Raw genomic sequence first — 21,226 nt, 5'->3', positions numbered from 1 at the left:
TTCTTCAGCGCTGGACCGAGATCAGCCGTGAGCCGTTCAGCCCTTGTCGTGCGAGAGAATGATCTCGAGAAAGGCATCGCCGTAGCGTTCGAGCTTCGCCTGCCCGACGCCCGATATGGCGAGCAATTCCTTGCGGCTGCGCGGCTTCTCCGTGGCGAAGGCGATGAGTGTCGTATCGGGAAAGACGACATAGGGCGGCACGCCGAGCGATTTCGCGATCGCCATGCGCTCGGCCCGCAGCGCTTCGAAGAGAGCGCCATCGGCGCCCGACAAGCCGGATTTGCGCTCGCCGCGCTCCGCCTTCTTCGTACGCCGCTCCGAGGCCGGGCGGTCCTTGCGAAAGAACACCTGCCGCTCGTGCTTGAAGACGGCCCGCGCCTCCGGCTCCAGCTTCAGCGCGCCGAAAGCTTCGTGATCGACGCGGATCAGACCCATGGCGAGCAACTGACGGAACACGGATTGCCAGACACGCGCCGGAATATCCTTGCCGGCACCGAAGACCGGCATCTCGGCGTGACCGAAACGCTCGGTCTTTTCGTTGACGTTGCCGAGGAGCACGTCGACGACATGGCCGGCGCCGAAACGCTCGCCGGTGCGATAGATGGCGGCCAGCGCCTTGATCGCCGCCTCTGTGCCCTCCCAGGTTTCGACCGGCTTCAGGCAGGTGTCGCAATTGCCGCAATGGCCGGCATGCGCTTCGCCGAAATGAGCAAGGATCGCCTGGCGCCGGCAGGAAGCCGTCTCGCAGATGGCCAGCAATGCGTTGAGTTTGGCGCGTTCGACCCGCTTGATCTCGGCGGCGGCACTGCCCTCGTCGATCATCCGGCCGCGCTGGATGACGTCGGCCATGCCATAGGCCATCCAGACGTCCGACGGCAGGCCGTCGCGCCCGGCGCGCCCGGTCTCCTGATAATAGGCTTCCACCGAGCCCGGCAGGTCGAGATGGGCGACATACCGCACATTCGGCTTATCGATGCCCATGCCGAAGGCGACGGTGGCGACCAGGCAAAGATTCTCTTCTTTCAGGAAGGCATCCTGATTGGCGTCGCGAACCGCCCTGTCCATGCCGGCATGATAGGCGAGCGCGCGGATGCCCTGCCCGTTCAGCCAGTCGGCCGTATCCTCGACCTTGGCGCGCGACAGGCAATAGACGATGCCGCTGTCGCCCTTATGTCCGGAGAGGAACCGCAAGAGCTGCTGGCGCGGCTGGTCACGCTCGACGATCTCGTAGGCAATGTTCGGCCGGTCGAAACTGGTGGTGAAGATCTCCGCGGCATCGAGCCCCAACCGCTCGATGATGTCGTCGCGCGTATGCGGATCGGCCGTCGCCGTCAGCGCCACGCGCGGCACGCCGGGATATTGTTCACCGAGCCGGCCGAGGGCACGATATTCCGGCCGGAAATCATGGCCCCATTGCGAGACGCAGTGGGCCTCGTCGATGGCAAAGAGCGCGATCTTCTCGTTGGCGATCAGCTCGCGGAACCCGTCGGTCAGAATGCGCTCGGGCGTCACGTAGAGAAGGTCGAGCTGGCCTGCCGAGAGCGCGCGACGAACCTCGACGAATTCCTCGCGCGACAGCGACGAATTGAGCGCTGCGGCACGGATGCCGAGCTGCTTCATCGCCTCCACCTGATCGCGCATCAGCGCAATCAGCGGCGAAACGACGATGCCGACGCCATCGCGGCAAAGCGCCGGGATCTGAAAACACAGCGATTTGCCGGCACCTGTGGGAAAGAGCACGACGGCGTCGCCGCCGGAAACCACATGTTCGACCACCTGCTGCTGCTTGCCGCGGAAGGAGGAATAGCCATAGACCTGCTTGAGGATAGCGAGTGGCGAGCGGCCGGAAGAAAACAGCGCGCCGGAAGCGGAAAAGCCCGTTTCATTGCGTTCGGTCAGCGACATCAGTGGTTCGCCGCCCCTTTGACGCGGCCGGAAAGCACCCCGAAGCCATCGATGATCGCCTCCTGGTTCTCAAGGCGCACCCCTTCGAAATGCACTTCCTGCTGCGCGCGCATCAATTGAACGATCGCCTCGCCGTCGCCGGCTTCGGTCGCCAGCGCAATCTCTCGCTCGAGTTCGATCTTCTGCCGGCGCAGCGCCTTCGCCCGCTTGTGGAAGGCCAGCGCCTGGCGGTAGCCTTCGCGCGCATCCTCCATCGCCGCCTCCTCGGTCGCCGTCCAGAGCCGGGCATTGCGCACCTGCTGATCGAGGCTCTTGATGAGCGGACCGAAACCCTCGAATTCCAACCGTTCGGTCAGATATTCGCGTGTCAGATGCGGGCCAGCGACGGCAGCGGCAGCCCCGAGCATCGCCGACCAGAGCCGCTGCAGCTCGCGGCTGTCATAGTCGATCGCGGCGATTTCGTCATAATCGTCGATCATCAGCGAGGGATGATTGATGACGGTCAGCGCCAACACGCTTTCGCGCAACGCCGTATTGTCCCGGTGGCCGCGCACGGGGCCCGAGCGGGCGAGCCGGTCGGAAATGATGCTGGGGCTTTTCGGCCCCGCCTTGCCGGCATTGTCGCGGCCCGGGCGGTAATTGCCATTGCCCGCGAAGCCGCCGCGGCGCTCGCCATTGTTGCGGTTCTGGAACTGCGGCTGGAAGAAGGCGTTCAGCCTGTCGCGAATATCCTGCTGGTAGTGGCGGCGCACATTCTCGTCGGCGATGACGGCGACGAGCTGTTTCAGCCGCGCCTCGAGTTCGGCGCGCGCCTCGGGCGTATCGAACTTGCCGGTATTGATCTCCCGGCTCCACAGCATCTCGGAAAGCGGCTTTGCCTGGCTCATCACCTTGTCGAAGGGCGCGCGGCCCTCGTCGCGCACCAGATCGTCGGGGTCCTTGCCGTCGGGCAGAAGCGCGAAGCGGACGGAACGGCCGGGCTTCAGATGCGGCAGCGCCAGTTCGGCGGCGCGATTGGCGGCGCGGATACCGGCCCCGTCGCCGTCGAAGCAGAGCACCGGTTGCGGTACCATCTTCCAGAGCAGTTCGAGCTGGTTTTCGGTAAGCGCCGTGCCAAGCGGCGCAACGGCATTCTCGACGCCGGCCTGATAGAGCGCGATCACGTCCATATAACCTTCGACGGCGATGATGGTGCCTGTCGCATTGTCATCCTGAGGGTCGCCGCGGCCCGGTCCCTGGATCGCGCGCCGCGCACGGGCGAAATTATAAAGAACATTGCCCTTGTGGAAGAGCTCCGTCTCGTTCGAGTTCAGATATTTCGCCGGCGCATCCGCAGACATGGCACGGCCGCCGAAAGCGATGACCTTCTCTCGCGACGAAAGGATCGGGAACATAATGCGGTCGCGGAAGCGATCGTAGGAAACCGGCACGTTTTCATGGACGACCAAGCCACAGGCCTCGATCTGCTCCTTGAGCACGCCCTTGCCGGCAAGAAATTCCTTCAGCGCATTGCGGCTGTCGGGCGCATAGCCGAGACGGAAGGTCTCGATGGTGCGTCCCGTCAGCCCGCGGTCGCGCAGATAGGCGCGTGCCCTCGCCCCATTCGCCGTCTGCAACTGATCCTGGAAAAATTGCGTCGCCATTTCCATGACGTCGATCAGCGAGCCGCGCTCCTTCTCACGCTTCTCCATGACAGGATCGGCCAGCGGCATCGGCATGCCGGCCATATCGGCGATCTGCTGCACCGCCTCGGGAAAACTCAGGCCCTCGAGTTCGGTCAGGAAGCGGAAATGGTCGCCGGTGACCCCACAACCGAAGCAGTGATAGCGGCCCTTTCGGTCCTCGCAGTGGAAGCTCGGCGATTTCTCGCCGTGGAACGGGCAGCAGGCCCAATAATCGCCGCGCGATACGTTGGTCTTGCGCTTGTCCCAGCTGACGCGGCGCGCAATCACGTTCGAAATCGGAACGCGGTCGCGGATCTCATCGAGAAAGGTGTTGGAAAAGCGCATCTATACCTCTTGGCCAAGCTCCATATAAGCTGCTTTGCCGCTCCATGCCACGAAACTTGTCATGAAAACCCGCTATTCACAGGCAAGTGCACCGGTTGCTTGCGATGTCGGTTTTCCAATCAACAACACGTTATCGCCCCTGCGACAGGGGTGCGACATTATTGTCCTCGCAGATCCGGAACGGCACCGTCGTGAGTGCTCCACAAAGAGCCAAAGCCTGCCGAATTCTGATATTAAATCCTTTAAAAACAGTGACATATCAATTCCGACGCTCGGACACCCCCGTCTTACAGCCTACTGCCCGACCTCCGCTTTGATGCCCCCCAAACCGCCGTTTTCGCCAATCATTATTTTTTTGTAATTTGAATAAGCAGCCAGCCCGCAATAGGTTCGATCTCAACAAAGCGATCCCCGAGCGAAGCACCATCCCTACCCCCGGCGCCGCTTCGCAAGGGTGCCTTTGCAAATACCCTCCGGCTTGGGCCTCGGCCCTGCGTTGCCGGCGGAAGCAAAGAGCAAGAAGGCAGGAGCGCCCCCAGCTCCTGCCTTCTTAAATTTTGGCTCGCCTTGCGACAACTCTCCCTTTGAAATTAACCGCTTATTGACAAAACCGTTGACAGGCGGCGCTGGCATGAAAGATGTATGCGCCGAACTCCTGGACCTCTCCAATGGCTTTTACCGCGGAAAATCTTGCAGCAGACGATCGATTTTTCGCTGCGATCCTGCAGTGCGCCGATCAGATGCTCGCCATCTATCGCGAGAGCCCGCGCATCGCCTCGATCTTCGCCGCGCAGCAGCGCTGGCTGATGGCCCATGCCGGTTTCGCCCTTCACTACGGTCATCCCGACGGCGGCAAGAGCGGCCTCTATTCCGGCCGCTTCATCGATTTCGCGGTCAAGAACGATATCGCCAGCCGCAACACGGCCGCAGCCTTCATGCAGGAAATGCTGGCCTATCGCTTCCTGCGACCGGTTCCCGGCCCCGACAAGCGCACACGCTACCTGGAGCCGACCGAAATCGCCGAGCAGCATTTCACCCGTTGGCTCGTCACCCATATGATGATCCTCGATAGCCTCGACGGCGGTGAGCGCGCCGACAAGATCACTGCCGATCCCTCGGCGATGATGGCAGCGATCCAGCCGCTGATCGCGAAGGCGATCATCGGGAGTGAAGCGGTGCGCAATCCAGGCCCGACCTTCAACCTCTTCAACTGGGCAAATTCCGGCGGACTGGTGATGGACTACCTGATCTCGCGCCTTCCGGAATTTCCCCGGACGGCCGACCGCGTCGTTCTCGGCCCTCTGTCGCTCAGGGAACTGCGCGAACAGTTCATGATTTCCAACACCCATCTCAAGCGGCTACTGACGCAGGCGGCGACCATGGAAAGCGTCGGCTGGACAGAACTCTCCCGCAAGGGCGACTTCTGGCTGTCGGGCCACTTCATCCGCGAATATTGGAATTATCAGGCGGCGAAATTCGCCATCGTCGATGCCGCCGCCGAAGCGGTGCTCGGGCCTGCGGTCCGTGACGAACCGCAGGCAAGACGCGTTATCTGAAACTTATCCGTTCAACAGTTCCTTGACGGTCGCCGAGGCCTTGGCGAAATCCATCTGGCCGGCATAACGCTCCTTCAGCGCTGCCATCACCTTGCCCATATCCTTGGCGCCTGCGGCACCCGTCTCGGCGATGATCGCCGAGACGTTGGCGCGCACTTCACTGTCGGAAAGCTGCTTCGGCATGAAATCCTGGATGACGGTGATTTCGGCGCGCTCCTTGGCGGCAAGCTCCGGTCGGGAATTCTCCTCGTAGATCTTTGCCGATTCGTCGCGCTGCTTCACCATCTTGGCGAGAATCTGCAGGATCTCGTCGTCGCTCGCCTGCTCCTTGCCGGTGCCGCGATTGGCGATATCGCGGTCCTTGACCGCGGCCTGAATCAGCCGGACGGTGGAAAGCCGCTCTGCATTCTTGGCCTTCATCGCCTCTTTCAGCTGGGTGGCGAGTTGATCGCGCAGCATGGTCTTCACTCCTGTTTTGATGCCGCTTCATAAACCACGCTGATGCGGCGGATCAAATAAATTGCGCGGTCGTTGCGACAAAGCGCAGGAAAACAGCGGCAATCTCGGCTACAAAGATTGACGCTAAGCGATTGCGTGGCTATTTACCGCCACCTGCACCAAAATTCGTGATCAGGCCTGAAGCGCGCGGCATTGCCGTGTCCACACGCCTGCGAGATCAAATGGCGACGAGCGCGGCAACGCGCCCACCTGCCGGAAACGGGATGAAGATGACCGCGACAGCACCCTGGACAATCGAAAAGCCGACCGCCCTGCTCGTTCTTGCCGACGGCACGGTCATCGAAGGCAAGGGCATCGGCGCCACCGGCAAAGTGCCGGCCGAAGTGGTCTTCAACACGGCGCTGACCGGCTATGAGGAGATCCTGACGGACCCCTCCTATCTCGGCCAGATCGTCACCTTCACCTTCCCGCATATCGGCAATATCGGCACCAACGAGGAAGACATCGAGGATCTGACGCCGGCCGCCCGGCACGGCGCCGTCGGCGTCATCTTCAAGGCCGACATCACCGACCCTTCGAACTACCGCGCCGCCAAGCACCTCGATCAATGGCTGAAGGCACGCGGCGTCATCGGCCTCTGCGGCATCGACACGCGCGCGCTGACAGCCTGGATCCGCGAGAACGGCGCCCCGAACGCGGTGATCGCCCACGATCCTAACGGCGTCTTCGACATCGAGACGCTGAAGGCCGAAGCCAAAGCCTGGAGCGGCCTCGAAGGTCTCGACCTTGCCAAGATCGCCTCGTCGGGCCAGTCCTCGCTGTGGACCGAAACGCCGTGGGTCTGGAACGAAGGTTACGGTGAACTCAAGGCTGCGGACGCCAAATTCCACGTCGTCTGCCTCGATTACGGCGTCAAGCGCAACATCCTGCGCCTGTTTGCCGGCCTCGACTGCAAGGTGACTGTCATGCCGGCCACAACGAGCGCCGAAGACGTCCTCGCCATGCAGCCGGACGGCATCTTCCTGTCGAACGGCCCGGGCGATCCGGCGGCAACCGGCAAATATGCCGTGCCTGTCATCAAGACGCTGATCAAGACCGACATCCCGGTTTTCGGCATCTGCCTCGGTCACCAGATGCTGGGCCTCGCACTCGGCGCAAAGACCGAGAAGATGCATCAGGGCCATCACGGCGCCAACCACCCCGTCAAGGACCATACGACGGGCAAGGTCGAGATCGTCTCGATGAACCATGGCTTCGCGGTCGACTCGAAGTCGCTGCCTGATGGCGTTGAAGAGACTCACATTTCGCTTTTCGACGGCACCAATTGCGGCCTGCGCGTGCTCGGCAAGCAGGTCTTTTCCGTCCAGCATCATCCGGAAGCCTCTCCCGGCCCGCAGGACAGCCACTATCTCTTCCGCCGCTTCATCAACATGGTGCGCGAAAAGAAGGGCGAACCGGCACTCGCCGAACGCTGATTTCAAGCCACAGCGATTTCCGATGAAGGCTCGCCCAGGCGGGCCTTTTTCTTTATCCGCCCCTTGACCTCAGCTTAAGTTGAGGAATTACAGATCTGCCTGCAAACATCTGATGCAGGAGAAAACTGGATGAGCGGAGCTTTCTACAGGATAGACAAGTTCGTCGTGCCGGCAGCGGCGCGAGAGGAATTTCTCGTCAAAGTGATGATGACCCACAAGCTGTTGGAGGCGCAGGACGGTTTCATCGATCACAGGGTGCTGGAACAGGTCGCCGGCCCAGGCGAATTCAATTTCGTCACGATCGCCGAATGGGAAAATACGGAGGTCGTCGAGCGCGCGCGGGCGGCCGTTGCAGCGGCCCATAGGGCCGCCCATTTCGATCCGCAGGAAATGTTTGCACGTCTCGGCATTCGCGCCGATATCGCCAGTTACAAGCCCGTCGCGGCCTGACGGCAGAGGCGGACGGCTCAGGCGTGGGCCAGTTCCGCCTCCCGGCGAAGGAGAAGGTAGAAGCGCGCACAGAGCATGACGGCGGCGGCTGCCAGCCCGACGAGGAAGCCGAACCAGATGCCGATACCGCCGAAACCCAGCGGGAAGGCAAAGGCCCAGGCCAGGAAGAAGCCGATCGGCCAGTAAGCGATCAACGCCATGATCATCGGTACGCGCGCGTCCTTGAGACCGCGCAGCAATCCATTGGCGATCACCTGCAGCCCGTCGACGAGCTGGAAAAGCCCGGCAACGACGATCAGCGGCCCGGCATAGGCAAGCACCTCCGGCGCTTCGGGCGAGTTGACGTCGAGGAACCAGCTGCCGAGGAATTGCGGCATGGTCGCAAAGAGTACCGAGCCCACCGCCGAAATGGCGCAGGCGAGGATGAGGACCATGATCGAAGCCCGCACCAGCCCCTGATGGTCGCCCTGCCCGTGCGCGACGCCGACGCGCACCGTCGCCGCCTGGCTGAGGCCGAGCGGGATCATGAATGCGATCGACGCCCATTGCAGGGCAATGCCGTGAGCCGCAAGCTCGATGGTGCCGATATAACCCATCAGCAGCGAGGCCACCGTGAACAGGCTGACTTCGGCAAGGATGGTGACGCTGATCGGGAAACCAAGCCGGATGACCTCCAGCAGCGCATGCCAGTCGGGTTTCCAGAACCGCACGAAGATCTCGTAGCGCCGGGTCTCTTCCCGCCGCTGCACGAAAGCCAGGATGAAGAGGAAGCCTGCCGTCTGCACGACGACCGAAACGATCGCCGCGCCCTCGAGCCCCATTGCCGGAAAGCCGAAATGGCCGAGCACGAGCATATAGGCGAAGATCGCATTCATCACCAGCGTGGCGATGGTGACGTTGAGGATGATGCCCGCCTTGCCGATGGCGCTGACCAGCGCCCGCATGACGTTGAAGAGCAGCGCCGGCAGCACGCCGAACTGGCCGATCATGATGTAGCCGTGGGCGAGTTTGGCCACCTCGCGCTTCTGCTGTGCGAAGAGAAGGACCTGCTCCGAATTGAAGAAGGCCGGCTGCATGATTACCCAGTACCCGATCACCACCCACAGACCCATGCGCAGCGACCGGCGCACCGAGACAACGTCGCCGCGGCCGTAGGCCTGCGCCACCATCGGAATGACGGCGATGGCAAAGCCCGAGCCGAAGATCAGGATCGTGAACAGGAACTGCGCCGCAAGCACCATCGCCGCCAGATGCTCGGCGCCGAGCCGGCCGACGATCATCACGTCGGTGGTGTTGATGCCGAGCTGGGCAAGCTGCGCGCCGATCAGCGGAATGCCGAGCGCCAGCGTTGCACGGAAATGTGCGCCCCAACGATTATCGGTTGTCGGCGCAAGCCTGCGCGCGTCGATCGGCGTGTCCATGACACCAGTCCTGTGATTGAAATATGCGTCGCCGCAGGTTGCGGCGAAATAACATCCGGACTTAGAGCAAAGCCCCGCAAAGAACTACCCCAGATGAGGCAGATGATGAAAAATTCATCATCGCATCAGCGTTTCTGATCGATCAACCTGCCGCTTCCAGTGCCTCGGCCGGTTCACGGACCCGAACCCGCATGAGGAACACGCCGGCGGCCACCAGGATGAACAGGGCAGCGGTCAGATAGGGTGCCCCGGCGAAGGTGACCGGCGCCTCGGGCCGCGTGAAATAACCGAACATCTGCGTGAAGATCAGTGGCCCAAGGATGGTGGTGATGCTGCTGAGGCTGGTCAGCGCGCCTTGCAACTCGCCTTGCGCCGAGGGCGGCACCTTGCCGGCGGCGATGCTGCGCAGCGGCGGATCGGCGACGTTTTCCATGACGGTCGCAACGATGATGACATAGACGACCCAGCCCTCCCAGGCGAAGGCATAGCCGGTGAGCCCGACGGCCGAGAAGCAGAGGCCGAGAAGAGCGGTCTTCCACTCGCCGAGTACCGGCACGATCCGCGGCAGAACCAGCCCCATGACGATCACCGCGCCGATGCCATAAATGCCGAGCGACAGGCCGATCTGTCCCTCGCTCCAGCCGTAACGATAGGTCGAGACGAACGACCAGACCGAGGGATAGACGGCATGCGCCAGGAAAAACAGGAACATGACGAGGCTGACCCAGCCGATGCCGGGATAATGGCGCATCTGGCGCAACGCGCCGAGCGGATTGGCGCGTTTCCATTCGAACCGGCGGCGGTTCTTCGCCGCCAGCGTTTCCGGCAGCAGGAAGCAGGCGGCGATGAAATTGATGAGCGATAGCGCGGCCGCGCCGAGGAACGGCACACGCGGGCCGAATTCGCCGAGGAAGCCGCCGACGACGGGGCCGATGGTGAAGCCGACGCCGAACGCAATGCCGATCAGCCCGAAATTCTTCGCCCGGTTCTCCTCGGTGCTGATATCGGCGATATAGGCCGAGCAGGTGGCGAAGCTGCCGCCGCTGATGCCGGCAAGCACGCGGCCGACGAACAGCATCCAGAAACTGGTGGCGATGCCGCAGATGAAATTGTCGATCGCAAAGGTCAGCACCGAAAGCAAAAGAATCGGACGACGGCCGAAACGGTCGGACAGGTTTCCGAGCAGCGGCGCGAACAGGAATTGCATACCGGCATAGACGAGCATCAGCCAGCCGCCGTCGATCGCCGCATCGCTGACGCTGCCGCCGGTCAACTGCTCCAGATAGGCGGGCAGCACCGGCATGATGATGGCGATGCCGATAATGTCGAGGAAGAGGATGATGAAGACCAGGAAAAGGCCGCGGCGAACGAATTTGGGGTCCAGCATGAGGCATCTCTACAGCGGTTGGTTCTGAAAAGACGATCTCATCGCCGAGAAAGTGACATAGCTCAGAAAAGAAACCGAAACAATCCGTGAACATTTCAAAGTTTTTGATAATGCTGGGCGGGAAGTTCATGAGATGCCTCAACCGGAGGGCGCGCGCTGCCGTTCCAGCTTCAGGAGATCGAGAGCCGCCCAGCCGATCGCCGGGCGACACGTTCCCTTGCAATCGCTGCGACGGCTTCCAGATCACCAGAGAACACCGGTAAAAAGACTGGTCATTGTGCATTTCGCCGCACAGCCCGTCCTGTGCCGCCCGATTATCGCCCGCATGCGAAAGCGGTAGAACGGCATCGAGGACACCCCGGCGCGGATACCCGATTGCGCCGCGTGGCGCAAACTGATGGAGAAGACAAATGCAGACTTATCGTTTGGGAAAGACCGGACCCGATGTCTCGGCCATCGGTCTCGGCTGCATGGGCATGTCGGGCATGTACGGTCCCTCGGATCGCGCAGAAAGCATCGCGACGATCCATGCCGCGCTCGATGCCGGCATCAACCTGCTCGACACCGGCGATTTCTACGGCATGGGCCACAATGAAATGCTGATCGGCGAGGCATTGAAAGGCCGCAGGCGCGAGAGCGCCGTCATCAGCGTCAAGTTCGGCGGCCTGCGCGATCCCGTCGGCGGCTGGAACGGCATCGATGCCCGCCCGGTCGCGGTGAAGAACTTCCTCAGCTACACGCTGCAGCGCCTCGGTGTCGACTATATCGACATCTACCGCCCGGCCCGCCTCGATCCGAACGTGCCGATCGAGGACACGGTCGGCGCCATCGCCGACATGGTCAAGGCAGGTTACGTCAGGCATATCGGCCTGTCGGAGGTCGGTGCCGATACGATCCGCCGCGCCGCCACTGTTGCCCCGATCATCGACCTGCAGATCGAATATTCGCTGATCTCGCGCGGCATCGAGGAGAAGATCCTGCCGACGACACGCGAACTCGGCATCTCGATCACCGCCTACGGCGTGCTCTCGCGCGGCCTGATCAGCGGCCACTGGCAGAAGGGCCAGGGTGCGACCGCCGGCGATTTCCGTGCCTACAGCCCGCGCTTCCAGGAAGGCAATATCGAACAAAACCTCGCTCTGGTGGAGAAGCTGCGCGAGATCGCCGAGGCAAAGAGCGTCTCGGTCGCCCAGATCGCCATCGCCTGGGTCGCCGCCAAGGGCAAGGATATCGTCCCGATCATCGGCGCCCGCCGCCGCGACCGGCTGAGCGAGGCGCTCGGCTCACGCGCGGTCGACCTGTCACCAGACGATTTCGCCGCCATCGAACGCGCCGTGCCGAAGGATGCGGCTGCAGGTGGGCGTTATCCCGAACATATGCTGCAGGATATGGACAGCGAGAAGTAAGCAAAAGGATTGAAACGGCTGCGTGGGCGCGTGCTACGCGCCTCTACCTCTCACCCTCTCAGATCGGCCCGGAAAACGTATCGCAGGCCGACAGCTGGCCGCTGTCGAAACCGCGCTTGAACCATTTGACGCGCTGCGCCGAGGTGCCGTGGTTGAAGCTTTCCGGGACGACGTAGCCCTGCGACCGTTTCTGCAGCGTGTCGTCGCCGATCTGCTGGGCAGCGTTCAGCGCTTCCTCCAGGTCGCCGGACTCCAAGAGGCCCTTCTGCTGGGTATATTTGCCCCAGATGCCGGCAAAGCAATCGGCCTGCAACTCGACGCGTACCGACATCTTGTTGGCTTCCTCCTCGCTCATGCGCTGGCGGGCCTGATTGAATTTCGGCAGGATGCCGAGCAGGTTCTGCACATGATGGCCCACCTCGTGGGCAACGACATAGGCCTCGGCAAAATCGCCCGACGCGCCGAACCGGTCGGAAAGCTCCTGGAAGAATTCGGTGTCGAGATAGACCTTGTGATCGCCAGGGCAGTAGAACGGCCCGGTAGCCGATGATGCGGAGCCGCAGGCCGATGCGGTCGAACCCGAGAACAGCACGAGGCGCGGCTCCTCGTAATTCTGGCCCTGCGCCTGGAAGATGCCCTGCCAGGTATCCTCGGTCTCGGCAAGAACGGTGCGCATGAAAGCGGTCATCTCGTCATTGGCAGGCGTGCGCGTTCCGCCCGACTGGCTCTGCTCGTAGCCGGGGCCGGTCGTCACGCCGCCGGTGTCGAGCACCTGCAACAGGTCGATGCCCATCATCTTGAAGATGAAATAGATGACGACGAGGAAGATGATCGTGCCGATACTGAGGCCGCCGCCGGCGCGGCGAACGCCACCGCCGGACGGAAAATTGAAGCCGCCCCCGCGGCCGAAACCTCCGCCGCCCGGATCACCGCGGCGATCCTCGACATTGTCGGACTGACGCCGGCCTCTCCATTCCATCTTCGCTCTCCCCGGCAATGCCCCGTGCTTGCACTCAAGGAATCTATATATCCGTCAGCGGCCGGAATTCCAGCGGCTTCATCGAGCCATCAGGCGCCCGCGCCGGCGACGCAGCGCGATTGCAGCCAGGATCGAGCCGATCACCGCCGCGGCAAGGGCCGCCGGCCATTGCCCGCCGGTGAAGACGACCGCATGCATGATCCGGCCGGGCAGGAAGGTAAACAGGCCGGCAAGAACGATGCCGCCGAAATAAAGACCGGCGACGATGCGCCTGTGAACACGGATATCGCCGCGACGAGCCGCCGCGATCGCATTCCAGCTGCCGAACAATGTTGCGATGGACAGAAGATGGATCGGGCTGAACCCGTAGAAAAGATCGAGCTCATGAATGAAGAAGCTCGATATCGCCGTCACGACCATCAGCGCCATCCAGATCCTACCGAACAGCCGGTGGCGCGGCGTGCCTTTGGGGCGCAGCAGGATATAGGCGCCGAGAAGTGCTGCCGGCGTAACGGCGGCGACATGGATCTGGACGGCAAGCGGGGCGTCGAGGAGCGGTTCGAGGGTCATGGGCGGCATCCGGTTGAATTCGATCCGTCTTTCCGCCAAGACTGCATCTGCCTCAATCCGAACCGCGCGAACGGCAGGAAAACTTCGTGATTCACCCCTTCTTGCAATCCACGCTTCGCGAATTGCAGGTCTTTCTCCATTCCCGGCGCTTCTGGGGAACCTTTGCCGCGATCGTCCTGCTCTTTGCCGTCACCGGCCCCTACGGCACGATGGAAAGCATGGCCTTCGGCGAACGCCTCGCCTACTGGCTGACCCTGCATGCCCTTGCCTGGGCGATCGCCATTCTCTGCGCAGTCATCGCCGAAAGACTGTTGCGGGAGGTGGTCGCTTCGATGTTTGCCCGCATGATGGCCGGTTCGCTCATAGCCGCCCTGCCGATCGGTTTTGCCATCGGCCTCGTCGACTACGCCTTCACCGGTGAAGCGACGACGCTGGAAAGCGGCCTCTACCGCGCGCTCTTCGCCATCCCTCTCTGCGCTCTTTTCTGCCTTCTGACTTACATGGCGATGAGCCAGAAAATCGCCGAAGCCGCAGTTCCTGAGGAAACCAGCCCCCGCCTCTCGATCCTCGATCGGCTGAAGCCTGACAATCGTGGCCCTCTGCTGCGCCTTTCCGTCCAGGATCACTATACCGAGGTGGTGACCAGCCGCGGGCGCGAACTGCTGCTCCTGCGTTTCGCCGACGCGCTGAAGGAAACCGCCGCGACGCCTGGTCTTCGTGTCCATCGCTCGCATTGGGTGGCCGACGCCCATGTCGAAAGCCTGAAACGCGACAATGGCAGGCTGCTGATCCTCACCCGTGACGGCACGCAAATCCCGGTCAGCCGCAGTTATGCCGAGGACGTGCGCCGCCGCTTCACCTAAAGAAGACGCACGGCGCCGCAGGCCCTTGGCGGGACTCCCGCTTTCGCTCGTCCCGAAGCAAGGCTAGGGATTCCGGCTGCTCGTCGGGCCGGACGCTAAATAGCCGTTCGCGCCGTGTTGGATTCCTGTCGATTCCGCGATTTATGGGGTTCCGTTTGCAAATACATTTGCCTATAAGCCGCTTCTAGCCTGAAAAGACCCTCAATGCGCGACCCGACCCGGTGATCTCCCACCCTGGCCGGCTTTTTGCGCAGCTAGAAATGGATATCGCCCATGCCGAAGCGCCAAGACATCAAATCGATCCTCATCATCGGCGCGGGACCGATCGTCATTGGCCAGGCTTGCGAGTTCGACTATTCCGGCACCCAGGCCTGCAAGGCGCTGAAGGAGGAAGGCTACCGCGTCATCCTCGTCAACTCCAACCCGGCGACGATCATGACCGATCCGGGCCTTGCCGACGCCACCTATGTCGAACCGATTACCCCCGAGGTCGTCGCCAAGATCATTGCCAAGGAGCGCCCGGATGCGCTGCTGCCGACCATGGGCGGCCAGACGGCGCTGAACACCGCGCTTTCGCTGAAGCGCATGGGCGTGCTCGATCGCTACAATGTCGAGATGATCGGCGCCAAGCCCGCCGCCATCGACATGGCCGAAGACCGCGCGCTGTTTCGCGAGGCGATGGCCCGTATCGGCCTGGAAACGCCGCGTTCGATGCTGGCCAACGCCACCGACATCAAGGACCTCGACCGCAAGACGCACGAGGCCGAGCGCAACAAGCTGCGCGAAAGCCTGTCCGGATCCGAGCTCGACAAGGCGCTGGACGAACTGGAAAACCAGTGGAACCTCGGCGAGAGCGACCGCAAGCAGCGTTACATGAGCCATGCCATGGCGATCGCCGCCCAGGCCATCGATCATGTCGGCCTGCCCGCCATCATCCGCCCCTCCTTCACGCTCGGCGGCACCGGCGGCGGCATCGCCTACAACCGCTCGGAATTCTTCGAGATCGTCGGCGGCGGCCTCGACGCCTCGCCGACCACCGAAGTGCTGGTCGAGGAATCGGTGCTTGGCTGGAAGGAATATGAAATGGAGGTCGTCCGCGACAAGGCGGACAACTGCATCATCATCTGCTCGATCGAAAACATCGATCCGATGGGCGTCCATACCGGCGATTCGATCACCGTCGCGCCGGCGCTGACGCTGACCGACAAGGAATACCAGATCATGCGCAACGCCTCGATTGCGGTGCTGCGCGAGATCGGCGTCGAAACCGGCGGCTCGAACGTCCAGTTCGCCGTCAATCCGAAGGACGGCCGTCTCGTCGTCATCGAAATGAACCCGCGCGTCTCGCGCTCGTCGGCGCTCGCCTCCAAGGCCACCGGCTTCCCGATCGCCAAGATCGCCGCCAAGCTCGCGATCGGTTATACGCTTGACGAACTGGAAAACGACATCACCGGCGGCGCAACGCCTGCCTCCTTCGAACCGTCGATCGACTACGTCGTCACCAAGATCCCGCGTTTCGCCTTCGAGAAATTCCCCGGCGCTTCGCCGGTGCTGACCACGGCGATGAAGTCGGTCGGCGAAGTCATGGCGATCGGCCGCACCTTCGCCGAATCGTTGCAGAAGGCGCTGCGCGGTCTCGAAACCGGCCTGACCGGCCTCGACGAAATCGAGATTCCTGATTTCGAGGAAGGTGAATCCAGTCAGAACGCCATCCGCGCCGCCATCGGCACGCCGACGCCGGACCGCCTGCGCATGGTTGCCCAGGCGCTGCGCCAGGGCCTCAGCATCGAAGAGGTGCATGAAGGCTGCAAGATCGACCCGTGGTTCCTCGCTGAGCTCAAGAACATCGTCGACATGGAAGCCCGCATCCGCGAGCACGGCCTGCCGGAGGATGCCACCAACCTGCGCATGCTGAAGGCCATGGGCTTCTCCGACGCCCGCCTGGCGACGCTGACCGGCAAACGCCCGAAGGAAGTCGCCGAACTGCGCAACGGCCTGAACGTCCGGCCGGTCTTCAAGCGCATCGATACCTGTGCCGCCGAATTCGCTTCGCCGACTGCCTATATGTATTCGACCTACGAGACGCCCTTCGCCGGCGCCGCCCGCTCGGAGGCCGAAGTCTCCGACCGCAAGAAGGTCGTCATTCTCGGCGGTGGCCCGAACCGCATCGGCCAGGGCATCGAGTTCGACTATTGCTGCTGCCATGCCGCCTTCGCGCTGAAGGATGCCGGTTATGAAGCGATCATGATCAACTGCAATCCCGAAACCGTCTCGACCGACTACGACACGTCGGACCGCCTCTATTTCGAGCCGCTGACCGCCGAAGATGTGATCGAGATCCTGCGCGCCGAGCAGGAAAAGGGCGAAGTCGTCGGCGTCATCGTCCAGTTCGGCGGCCAGACGCCGCTGAAGCTTGCCGAGGCGCTGGAAAAGAACGGCATCCCGATCCTCGGCACCGCGCCTGACATGATCGACCTTGCCGAAGACCGCGACCGCTTCCAGAAGCTCCTGATGAAGCTTGATCTCAACCAGCCGAACAACGGCATCGCCTATTCGGTCGAGCAGGCCCGCCTGGTCGCCGCCGAAATCGGCTTCCCGCTGGTCGTGCGCCCGTCCTACGTGCTCGGCGGCCGCGCCATGCAGATCCTGCATTCTGAGGGCCAATTGCAGAGCTACTTGCTCGACACGGTTCCGGAACTGGTGCCTGAAGATATCAAGCAGCGCTATCCTAACGACAAGACCGGCCAGATCAACACCCTGCTCGGCAAGAACCCGCTGCTCTTCGACAGCTATCTCTCTCATGCGATCGAAGTCGACGTCGACTGCCTCTCCGATGGCACCGACGTCTATGTCGCCGGCATCATGGAGCATATTGAGGAAGCCGGCATCCATTCCGGCGACAGCGCCTGCTCGCTGCCGCCGCGCTCGCTGCCCGTCGAACTGATCGACGAGCTGGAGCGCCAGGCCAAGGCGATGGCCAAGGCGCTCAATGTCGGCGGCCTGATGAACGTCCAGTTCGCCATCAAGGACGGCATCGTCTACGTTCTCGAGGTCAATCCGCGCGCCTCGCGTACCGTGCCCTTCGTCGCCAAGACCATCGGCGCGCCGATCGCCAAGATCGCCGCCCGCGTCATGGCCGGCGAGAAACTCGACGCGACCTTCGCCGCCTACGGCGAAAAGCCCGATCCGCGCAAGCTGAAGCACATCGCCGTCAAGGAAGCCGTCTTCCCCTTCGCCCGTTTCCCCGGCGTCGACACCCTGCTCGGCCCGGAAATGCGCTCGACCGGCGAAGTCATCGGCCTCGACACCGATTTCGCCCTTGCCTTCGCCAAGTCGCAGCTCGGCGCCGGCGTCGAGCTGCCGCGTGACGGGACGGTCTTCGTCTCAGTGCGCGACGAGGACAAGCCGCGCGTGCTGCCGGCGATCCGCATCCTTGTCGAGCAGGGCTTCAAGGTGCTGGCGACCGGCGGCACCGCCCGCTTCCTCGGCGAAAACGGCATCACCGCCACCAAGATCAACAAGGTGCTGGAAGGCCGTCCGCACATCGAGGACGCAATCCGCAACCGCCAGGTCCAGCTTGTCATCAACACCACCGACGGCAACAAGGCAATCTCGGACTCCAAGTCGCTGCGCCGTGCGACGCTGATGCAGAAGGTGCCCTATTATACGACGATGGCAGGTGCCGAGGCCGCCGCCCAGGCGATCAAGGCGCTGAAGGCCGGCAATCTCGAAGTGCGGCCGCTGCAGAGCTACTTCGCCTGAGATAGGGCAGCATCACCGCTCGATGAGCGGTGATGCACACCTCGAAGCTCCGGAATCGATTTATCCAGCCGCTGCCATAAGCCGCTGGATTTTCGCCATATCTTCGCGAAACCGCGCCAGCTCCTCGGCTTTCAGCCGCTCGTCGGGAATACGCAGCAGGTAGGAAGGATGCACCGTCACGAAGAGCGTTCGCCTGTCGTCGATCGCAATGGCTTTCCCCCTGACATCCTGCAACCGCTGCTTCGCATCGGTCAGCGCCGCCAGCGCCGTCGCTCCCATGGCAACGATGAGCTTCGGTTTGACCAGCGCCATCTCCAGATCGAGCCACCAGCGGCAATGCTTCACCTCGCCCATATTGGGCTTCTGGTGGATACGACGCTTGCCGCGCGGCTCATATTTGAAATGCTTGACGGCATTGGTGACATAGAGCCGCGAGCGGTCGATGCCCGCTTCTGCGATCACCTGATCCAGCAGCCGGCCGGCCGGACCGACGAAGGGACGCCCTGATATATCCTCCTGGTCGCCTGGCTGCTCGCCGACGAACATCACCTCGGCATCGCGTGGCCCCTCCCCGAATACGGTTTGCGTCGCCGTCGCATGCAGCGGACAGCGGGTACAGACGGCAGCGTCCGCGCGCAGCGCTTCCAGCGTGCCCGCCGGCGCTTCGGGCACGACAGGAATATCGCGCGCGGCCTCCTGCAAGCGATCGTGGAAGGGCAGTGACTGCGTCGCCTCCCGTGCGGCCATGGCCCGCACCTTGCTCTCCGCCGAGGCGATCAGCCCGGGGATGAGATCGGCTTCCGGCAGGTTCTTCCAGTATTTTTTCGGCATCTCCGACTGCATCGCCTTCAGCTTCAATCGCGCTGGGTTGAAGATACTGGCGTAATAGGTGCGCCATAGTTCATCGGTGGTATCGGTGAGATTGGGCTTTTCACACGGCGCGTCGTTTAGCATCAGCCGCTCGCCGTCCCAGGCGGCTGACCCTTTGGGCGTGGCGATCAGCCAGTCCATGTCGGTGAAGCGTCGTTGGAAGAAGGGCGCTGTGCGCCTGACGATATGGTGGTCCGGCTCGAACCAGGCGAGGAATTTCCGACGGTCTGCCGATACCGCACCCACTTCCTTGAAGCGGACGAAAGCCGTCATCTTGTGCGCGTCGCGTCGAACGTTTTTCGCCATCAGCCTGGCACGGACAACGTCCTCGTCGGAGGCCACTTCGAGCAGCTGCCGGTCCAGCTGCAGCCGCCAGAGCAACCGGTAAAGCAGGGAAAACCGCACCGGATCGGAATGGCAGAGAACGGTCTCGGCAAGATCGATGAAGGCGGTCGGCACCGTCATCGGCTTGCGTGCCATGATCGGCGCCGGCGGCATGGCGTCGCGCTGAAAAGCGAGATCGGCCTCTTCATCTTTTTCGCGCCAATCGATCTCTTCAGGCAATATGCCGGCGGCAGCAAAGGCCCGCGCGGCATCACGCCATTCGGCAAGATCCCCGCGTCCTGCCAGCACGACCCGGCGCATCACAGCAACGACAATTGTTCAGGTTGCGGCTCGAACATGGCGCGAAGGTCGGGGCGGTCGATCAGACGGCGCGGCGACCAGCCTTCCGCTGAAATAAAGGACCGGACCTTCTTGATCGAAATGCCGAGCCGCTGGAGATCGTCGATCCGCAGGCGGCGAAAACGGCGAGCCGAAACGATCGCTTTGACGGTCTTGGTGCCGAGACCGGGCACGCGCAGCAACCGCTCGCGCTCGGCTTTGTTGATATCGACAGGAAATTCAGCCCTGTTGGCGAGCGCCCAGGCAAGTTTCGGGTCGAGGGTGAGATCGAGCATGCCTCCCGCCTGGTTCGCGGTGATCTCATCGACGCCGAAACCGTAGAATCGGTAGAGCCAGTCGGCCTGATAAAGCCGGTGTTCCCGCATCAGCGGCGGCTTGATCAGCGGCAGGTTTTTCGACGAATCCGGGATCGGGCTGAAGGCGGAATAATAGACGCGCTTCAGGCCATAGCTGCTGTAAAGTCGGCCGCTGGTGGCAAGGATCGTCGCGTCGTTGGCACCATCGGCGCCGACGATCATCTGCGTGCTCTGACCGGCCGGCACAAAACGCTGACGCTTCTTCGTCCGCAGCGTCGGCTCGCCGGCGGCCTCGATCTTCAGCCTCAGATCCCCCATCGATCGCCTTATATTGGCGGGCTTCTTTTCCGGCGCGAAACGGGTGATGCCGCTATCCGTTGGCAACTCGATATTGAGGGACAGCCTGTCGGCATGAAGCCCCGCCTCCTCGATCAGATGCGGTGATGCTTCAGGGATCGACTTCAGATGGATATAGCCGCGAAAATTATGCGTCACACGCAGTTCGCGGACGACGCGAACCATCTGTTCCATCGTGTAATCGGACGAACGAATGATGCCGGAAGAAAGAAACAGGCCCTCGATATAATTGCGGCGATAGAATTCCAGTGTCAGCCAGATGACCTCTTCAGGCGTAAAGCGCGCCCGTTCGACATTGCTCGACGAGCGATTGACGCAATAGGCGCAGTCGTAGATGCAGAAATTGGTCAGCAGTATTTTCAGCAGCGAAATGCACCGTCCATCCGGCGCATAGGCATGACAAATGCCGGATCCCTCGGTCGAACCGAGGCCGCCGCTTGCGTGAGAATCACGTTTCACCGTGCCGCTGGAAGCGCAGGAAGCGTCATATTTCGCAGCATCGGAAAGGATGGCCAAGCGTTCTGTTAGCGACTTCTTCATTAGTATGTTCACTATATGTTCTTATATGCAAAGTCAATGGGAGCGACGTCACCTTTGCCCATCTTTCAGGCGCGCCACCGGATGCCGCGGTGGGTTGCGTTTCGTTTATGCGAATTTTCTGGAAATCGGCCTTGGCGATCTGCTATAAGCACTTAACTAGGATTGTGGCACGGTTCCGAAGCTCCCCTTCGGGACCTGTTTTCTTTTGTGTCTGCGGCTGATTGCTCGAAAAGCACG

At 62.2% G+C, this 21,226-nt stretch carries 15 protein-coding genes; 6 read left to right on the top strand and 9 right to left on the bottom strand.

Annotation, left to right across the window (positions count from 1 at the left end):
- Nucleotides 1-36: 36 nt before the first annotated feature.
- Together recQ and dnaG are read right to left on the bottom strand one after the other, a co-directional pair.
- Nucleotides 37-1,905, bottom strand: a complete 1,869-nt coding sequence (gene recQ, locus FHT69_RS02380; RefSeq protein WP_183904864.1) for a DNA helicase RecQ — start codon at nucleotides 1,903-1,905, stop codon at nucleotides 37-39.
- The gene (dnaG, locus tag FHT69_RS02375) at nucleotides 1,905-3,914 is read right to left on the bottom strand and encodes a DNA primase (protein ID WP_047611091.1); all 2,010 of its coding nucleotides are present in this window, start codon (nucleotides 3,912-3,914) and stop codon (nucleotides 1,905-1,907) included. Before dnaG ends, recQ begins: the two co-directional genes overlap by 1 nt.
- 668 nt (nucleotides 3,915-4,582) lie before the next feature.
- On the opposite strand from dnaG, the gene FHT69_RS02370 reads away from it, so the two are divergent.
- Nucleotides 4,583-5,470: a hypothetical protein gene (locus FHT69_RS02370; protein WP_063474556.1), complete on the top strand. Its 888-nt coding sequence runs from the start codon at nucleotides 4,583-4,585 to the stop codon at nucleotides 5,468-5,470.
- 3 nt (nucleotides 5,471-5,473) lie between these two features.
- Here FHT69_RS02370 and FHT69_RS02365 read toward each other — a convergent pair whose 3' ends face one another.
- Nucleotides 5,474-5,929, bottom strand: a complete 456-nt coding sequence (locus FHT69_RS02365; protein ID WP_028758328.1) for a GatB/YqeY domain-containing protein — start codon at nucleotides 5,927-5,929, stop codon at nucleotides 5,474-5,476.
- 269 nt (nucleotides 5,930-6,198) lie between these two features.
- On the opposite strand from FHT69_RS02365, the gene carA reads away from it, so the two are divergent.
- Both carA and FHT69_RS02355 read left to right on the top strand, forming a co-directional pair.
- The gene (carA, locus tag FHT69_RS02360) at nucleotides 6,199-7,404 is read left to right on the top strand and encodes a glutamine-hydrolyzing carbamoyl-phosphate synthase small subunit (protein WP_097594411.1); all 1,206 of its coding nucleotides are present in this window, start codon (nucleotides 6,199-6,201) and stop codon (nucleotides 7,402-7,404) included.
- A gap of 129 nt (nucleotides 7,405-7,533) precedes the next feature.
- Nucleotides 7,534-7,854 carry an antibiotic biosynthesis monooxygenase family protein gene (locus tag FHT69_RS02355; protein WP_047611094.1) on the top strand — a complete coding sequence of 107 codons (321 nt, stop codon included), beginning with the start codon at nucleotides 7,534-7,536 and terminating at the stop codon, nucleotides 7,852-7,854.
- A 17-nt stretch (nucleotides 7,855-7,871) separates the two neighbouring features.
- Here the strand turns inward: FHT69_RS02355 and FHT69_RS02350 are convergent, their stop codons facing one another.
- Both FHT69_RS02350 and FHT69_RS02345 read right to left on the bottom strand, forming a co-directional pair.
- On the bottom strand, nucleotides 7,872-9,275 hold the full coding sequence (locus FHT69_RS02350) for an MATE family efflux transporter (RefSeq protein WP_183904863.1): 1,404 nt from the start codon (nucleotides 9,273-9,275) through the stop codon (nucleotides 7,872-7,874).
- A gap of 142 nt (nucleotides 9,276-9,417) precedes the next feature.
- Complete coding sequence (locus tag FHT69_RS02345) at nucleotides 9,418-10,662, bottom strand: TCR/Tet family MFS transporter (protein WP_063474554.1); 1,245 nt, start codon at nucleotides 10,660-10,662, stop codon at nucleotides 9,418-9,420.
- 410 nt (nucleotides 10,663-11,072) lie between these two features.
- Between FHT69_RS02345 and FHT69_RS02340 the strand changes: the two genes are divergently transcribed.
- A complete protein-coding gene (locus FHT69_RS02340) occupies nucleotides 11,073-12,068 on the top strand; it encodes an aldo/keto reductase (RefSeq protein ID WP_127430196.1) in 996 nt (331 codons plus the stop codon).
- A gap of 58 nt (nucleotides 12,069-12,126) precedes the next feature.
- Here the strand turns inward: FHT69_RS02340 and FHT69_RS02335 are convergent, their stop codons facing one another.
- Together FHT69_RS02335 and FHT69_RS02330 are read right to left on the bottom strand one after the other, a co-directional pair.
- On the bottom strand, nucleotides 12,127-13,047 hold the full coding sequence (locus FHT69_RS02335) for a neutral zinc metallopeptidase (protein WP_028759077.1): 921 nt from the start codon (nucleotides 13,045-13,047) through the stop codon (nucleotides 12,127-12,129).
- Nucleotides 13,048-13,125: 78 nt separating this feature from the next.
- Nucleotides 13,126-13,656 carry a DUF2306 domain-containing protein gene (locus tag FHT69_RS02330; protein ID WP_127430195.1) on the bottom strand — a complete coding sequence of 177 codons (531 nt, stop codon included), beginning with the start codon at nucleotides 13,654-13,656 and terminating at the stop codon, nucleotides 13,126-13,128.
- A 47-nt stretch (nucleotides 13,657-13,703) separates the two neighbouring features.
- Between FHT69_RS02330 and FHT69_RS02325 the strand changes: the two genes are divergently transcribed.
- Both FHT69_RS02325 and carB read left to right on the top strand, forming a co-directional pair.
- Nucleotides 13,704-14,480, top strand: a complete 777-nt coding sequence (locus tag FHT69_RS02325) for a LytTR family DNA-binding domain-containing protein (RefSeq protein WP_063474551.1) — start codon at nucleotides 13,704-13,706, stop codon at nucleotides 14,478-14,480.
- Between the two features lie 273 nt (nucleotides 14,481-14,753).
- Nucleotides 14,754-18,242 (top strand): carbamoyl-phosphate synthase large subunit, encoded by a 3,489-nt coding sequence (carB, locus tag FHT69_RS02320; protein ID WP_047614239.1) that lies wholly within the window; start codon nucleotides 14,754-14,756, stop codon nucleotides 18,240-18,242.
- A 60-nt stretch (nucleotides 18,243-18,302) separates the two neighbouring features.
- Here the strand turns inward: carB and FHT69_RS02315 are convergent, their stop codons facing one another.
- Entirely contained in the window at nucleotides 18,303-19,757 is a 1,455-nt protein-coding gene (locus FHT69_RS02315; protein ID WP_183904862.1) for a UdgX family uracil-DNA binding protein, read from the bottom strand.
- A complete protein-coding gene (locus tag FHT69_RS02310) occupies nucleotides 19,757-20,989 on the bottom strand; it encodes a putative DNA modification/repair radical SAM protein (RefSeq protein ID WP_183905364.1) in 1,233 nt (410 codons plus the stop codon). The genes FHT69_RS02315 and FHT69_RS02310 overlap by 1 nt, the downstream gene beginning before the upstream one ends.
- Nucleotides 20,990-21,226: the final 237 nt, after the last annotated feature.

Origin of the sequence: Rhizobium sp. BK008, assembly GCF_014197345.1 — a bacterium.
GTDB classification, from domain to species: Bacteria; Pseudomonadota; Alphaproteobacteria; order Rhizobiales; family Rhizobiaceae; genus Rhizobium; species Rhizobium anhuiense.
The sequence above is the reverse complement of the archived record's forward strand: the minus strand, read 5'-3'. Positions and strand labels throughout refer to the sequence as shown.

Coding starts and splice junctions, on each gene's coding strand:
- carB (WP_047614239.1), top strand. CDS start 14,754: ATGCCGAAGCGCCAAGACATCAAATCGATCCTCATCATCGGCGCGGGA.
- FHT69_RS02340 (WP_127430196.1), top strand. CDS start 11,073: ATGCAGACTTATCGTTTGGGAAAGACCGGACCCGATGTCTCGGCCATC.
- FHT69_RS02355 (WP_047611094.1), top strand. CDS start 7,534: ATGAGCGGAGCTTTCTACAGGATAGACAAGTTCGTCGTGCCGGCAGCG.
- recQ (WP_183904864.1), bottom strand. CDS start 1,905: ATGTCGCTGACCGAACGCAATGAAACGGGCTTTTCCGCTTCCGGCGCG.
- FHT69_RS02315 (WP_183904862.1), bottom strand. CDS start 19,757: ATGCGCCGGGTCGTGCTGGCAGGACGCGGGGATCTTGCCGAATGGCGT.
- FHT69_RS02335 (WP_028759077.1), bottom strand. CDS start 13,047: ATGGAATGGAGAGGCCGGCGTCAGTCCGACAATGTCGAGGATCGCCGC.
- FHT69_RS02350 (WP_183904863.1), bottom strand. CDS start 9,275: ATGGACACGCCGATCGACGCGCGCAGGCTTGCGCCGACAACCGATAAT.
- dnaG (WP_047611091.1), bottom strand. CDS start 3,914: ATGCGCTTTTCCAACACCTTTCTCGATGAGATCCGCGACCGCGTTCCG.
- FHT69_RS02345 (WP_063474554.1), bottom strand. CDS start 10,662: ATGCTGGACCCCAAATTCGTTCGCCGCGGCCTTTTCCTGGTCTTCATC.
- FHT69_RS02310 (WP_183905364.1), bottom strand. CDS start 20,989: ATGAAGAAGTCGCTAACAGAACGCTTGGCCATCCTTTCCGATGCTGCG.
- FHT69_RS02365 (WP_028758328.1), bottom strand. CDS start 5,929: ATGCTGCGCGATCAACTCGCCACCCAGCTGAAAGAGGCGATGAAGGCC.
- carA (WP_097594411.1), top strand. CDS start 6,199: ATGACCGCGACAGCACCCTGGACAATCGAAAAGCCGACCGCCCTGCTC.
- FHT69_RS02370 (WP_063474556.1), top strand. CDS start 4,583: ATGGCTTTTACCGCGGAAAATCTTGCAGCAGACGATCGATTTTTCGCT.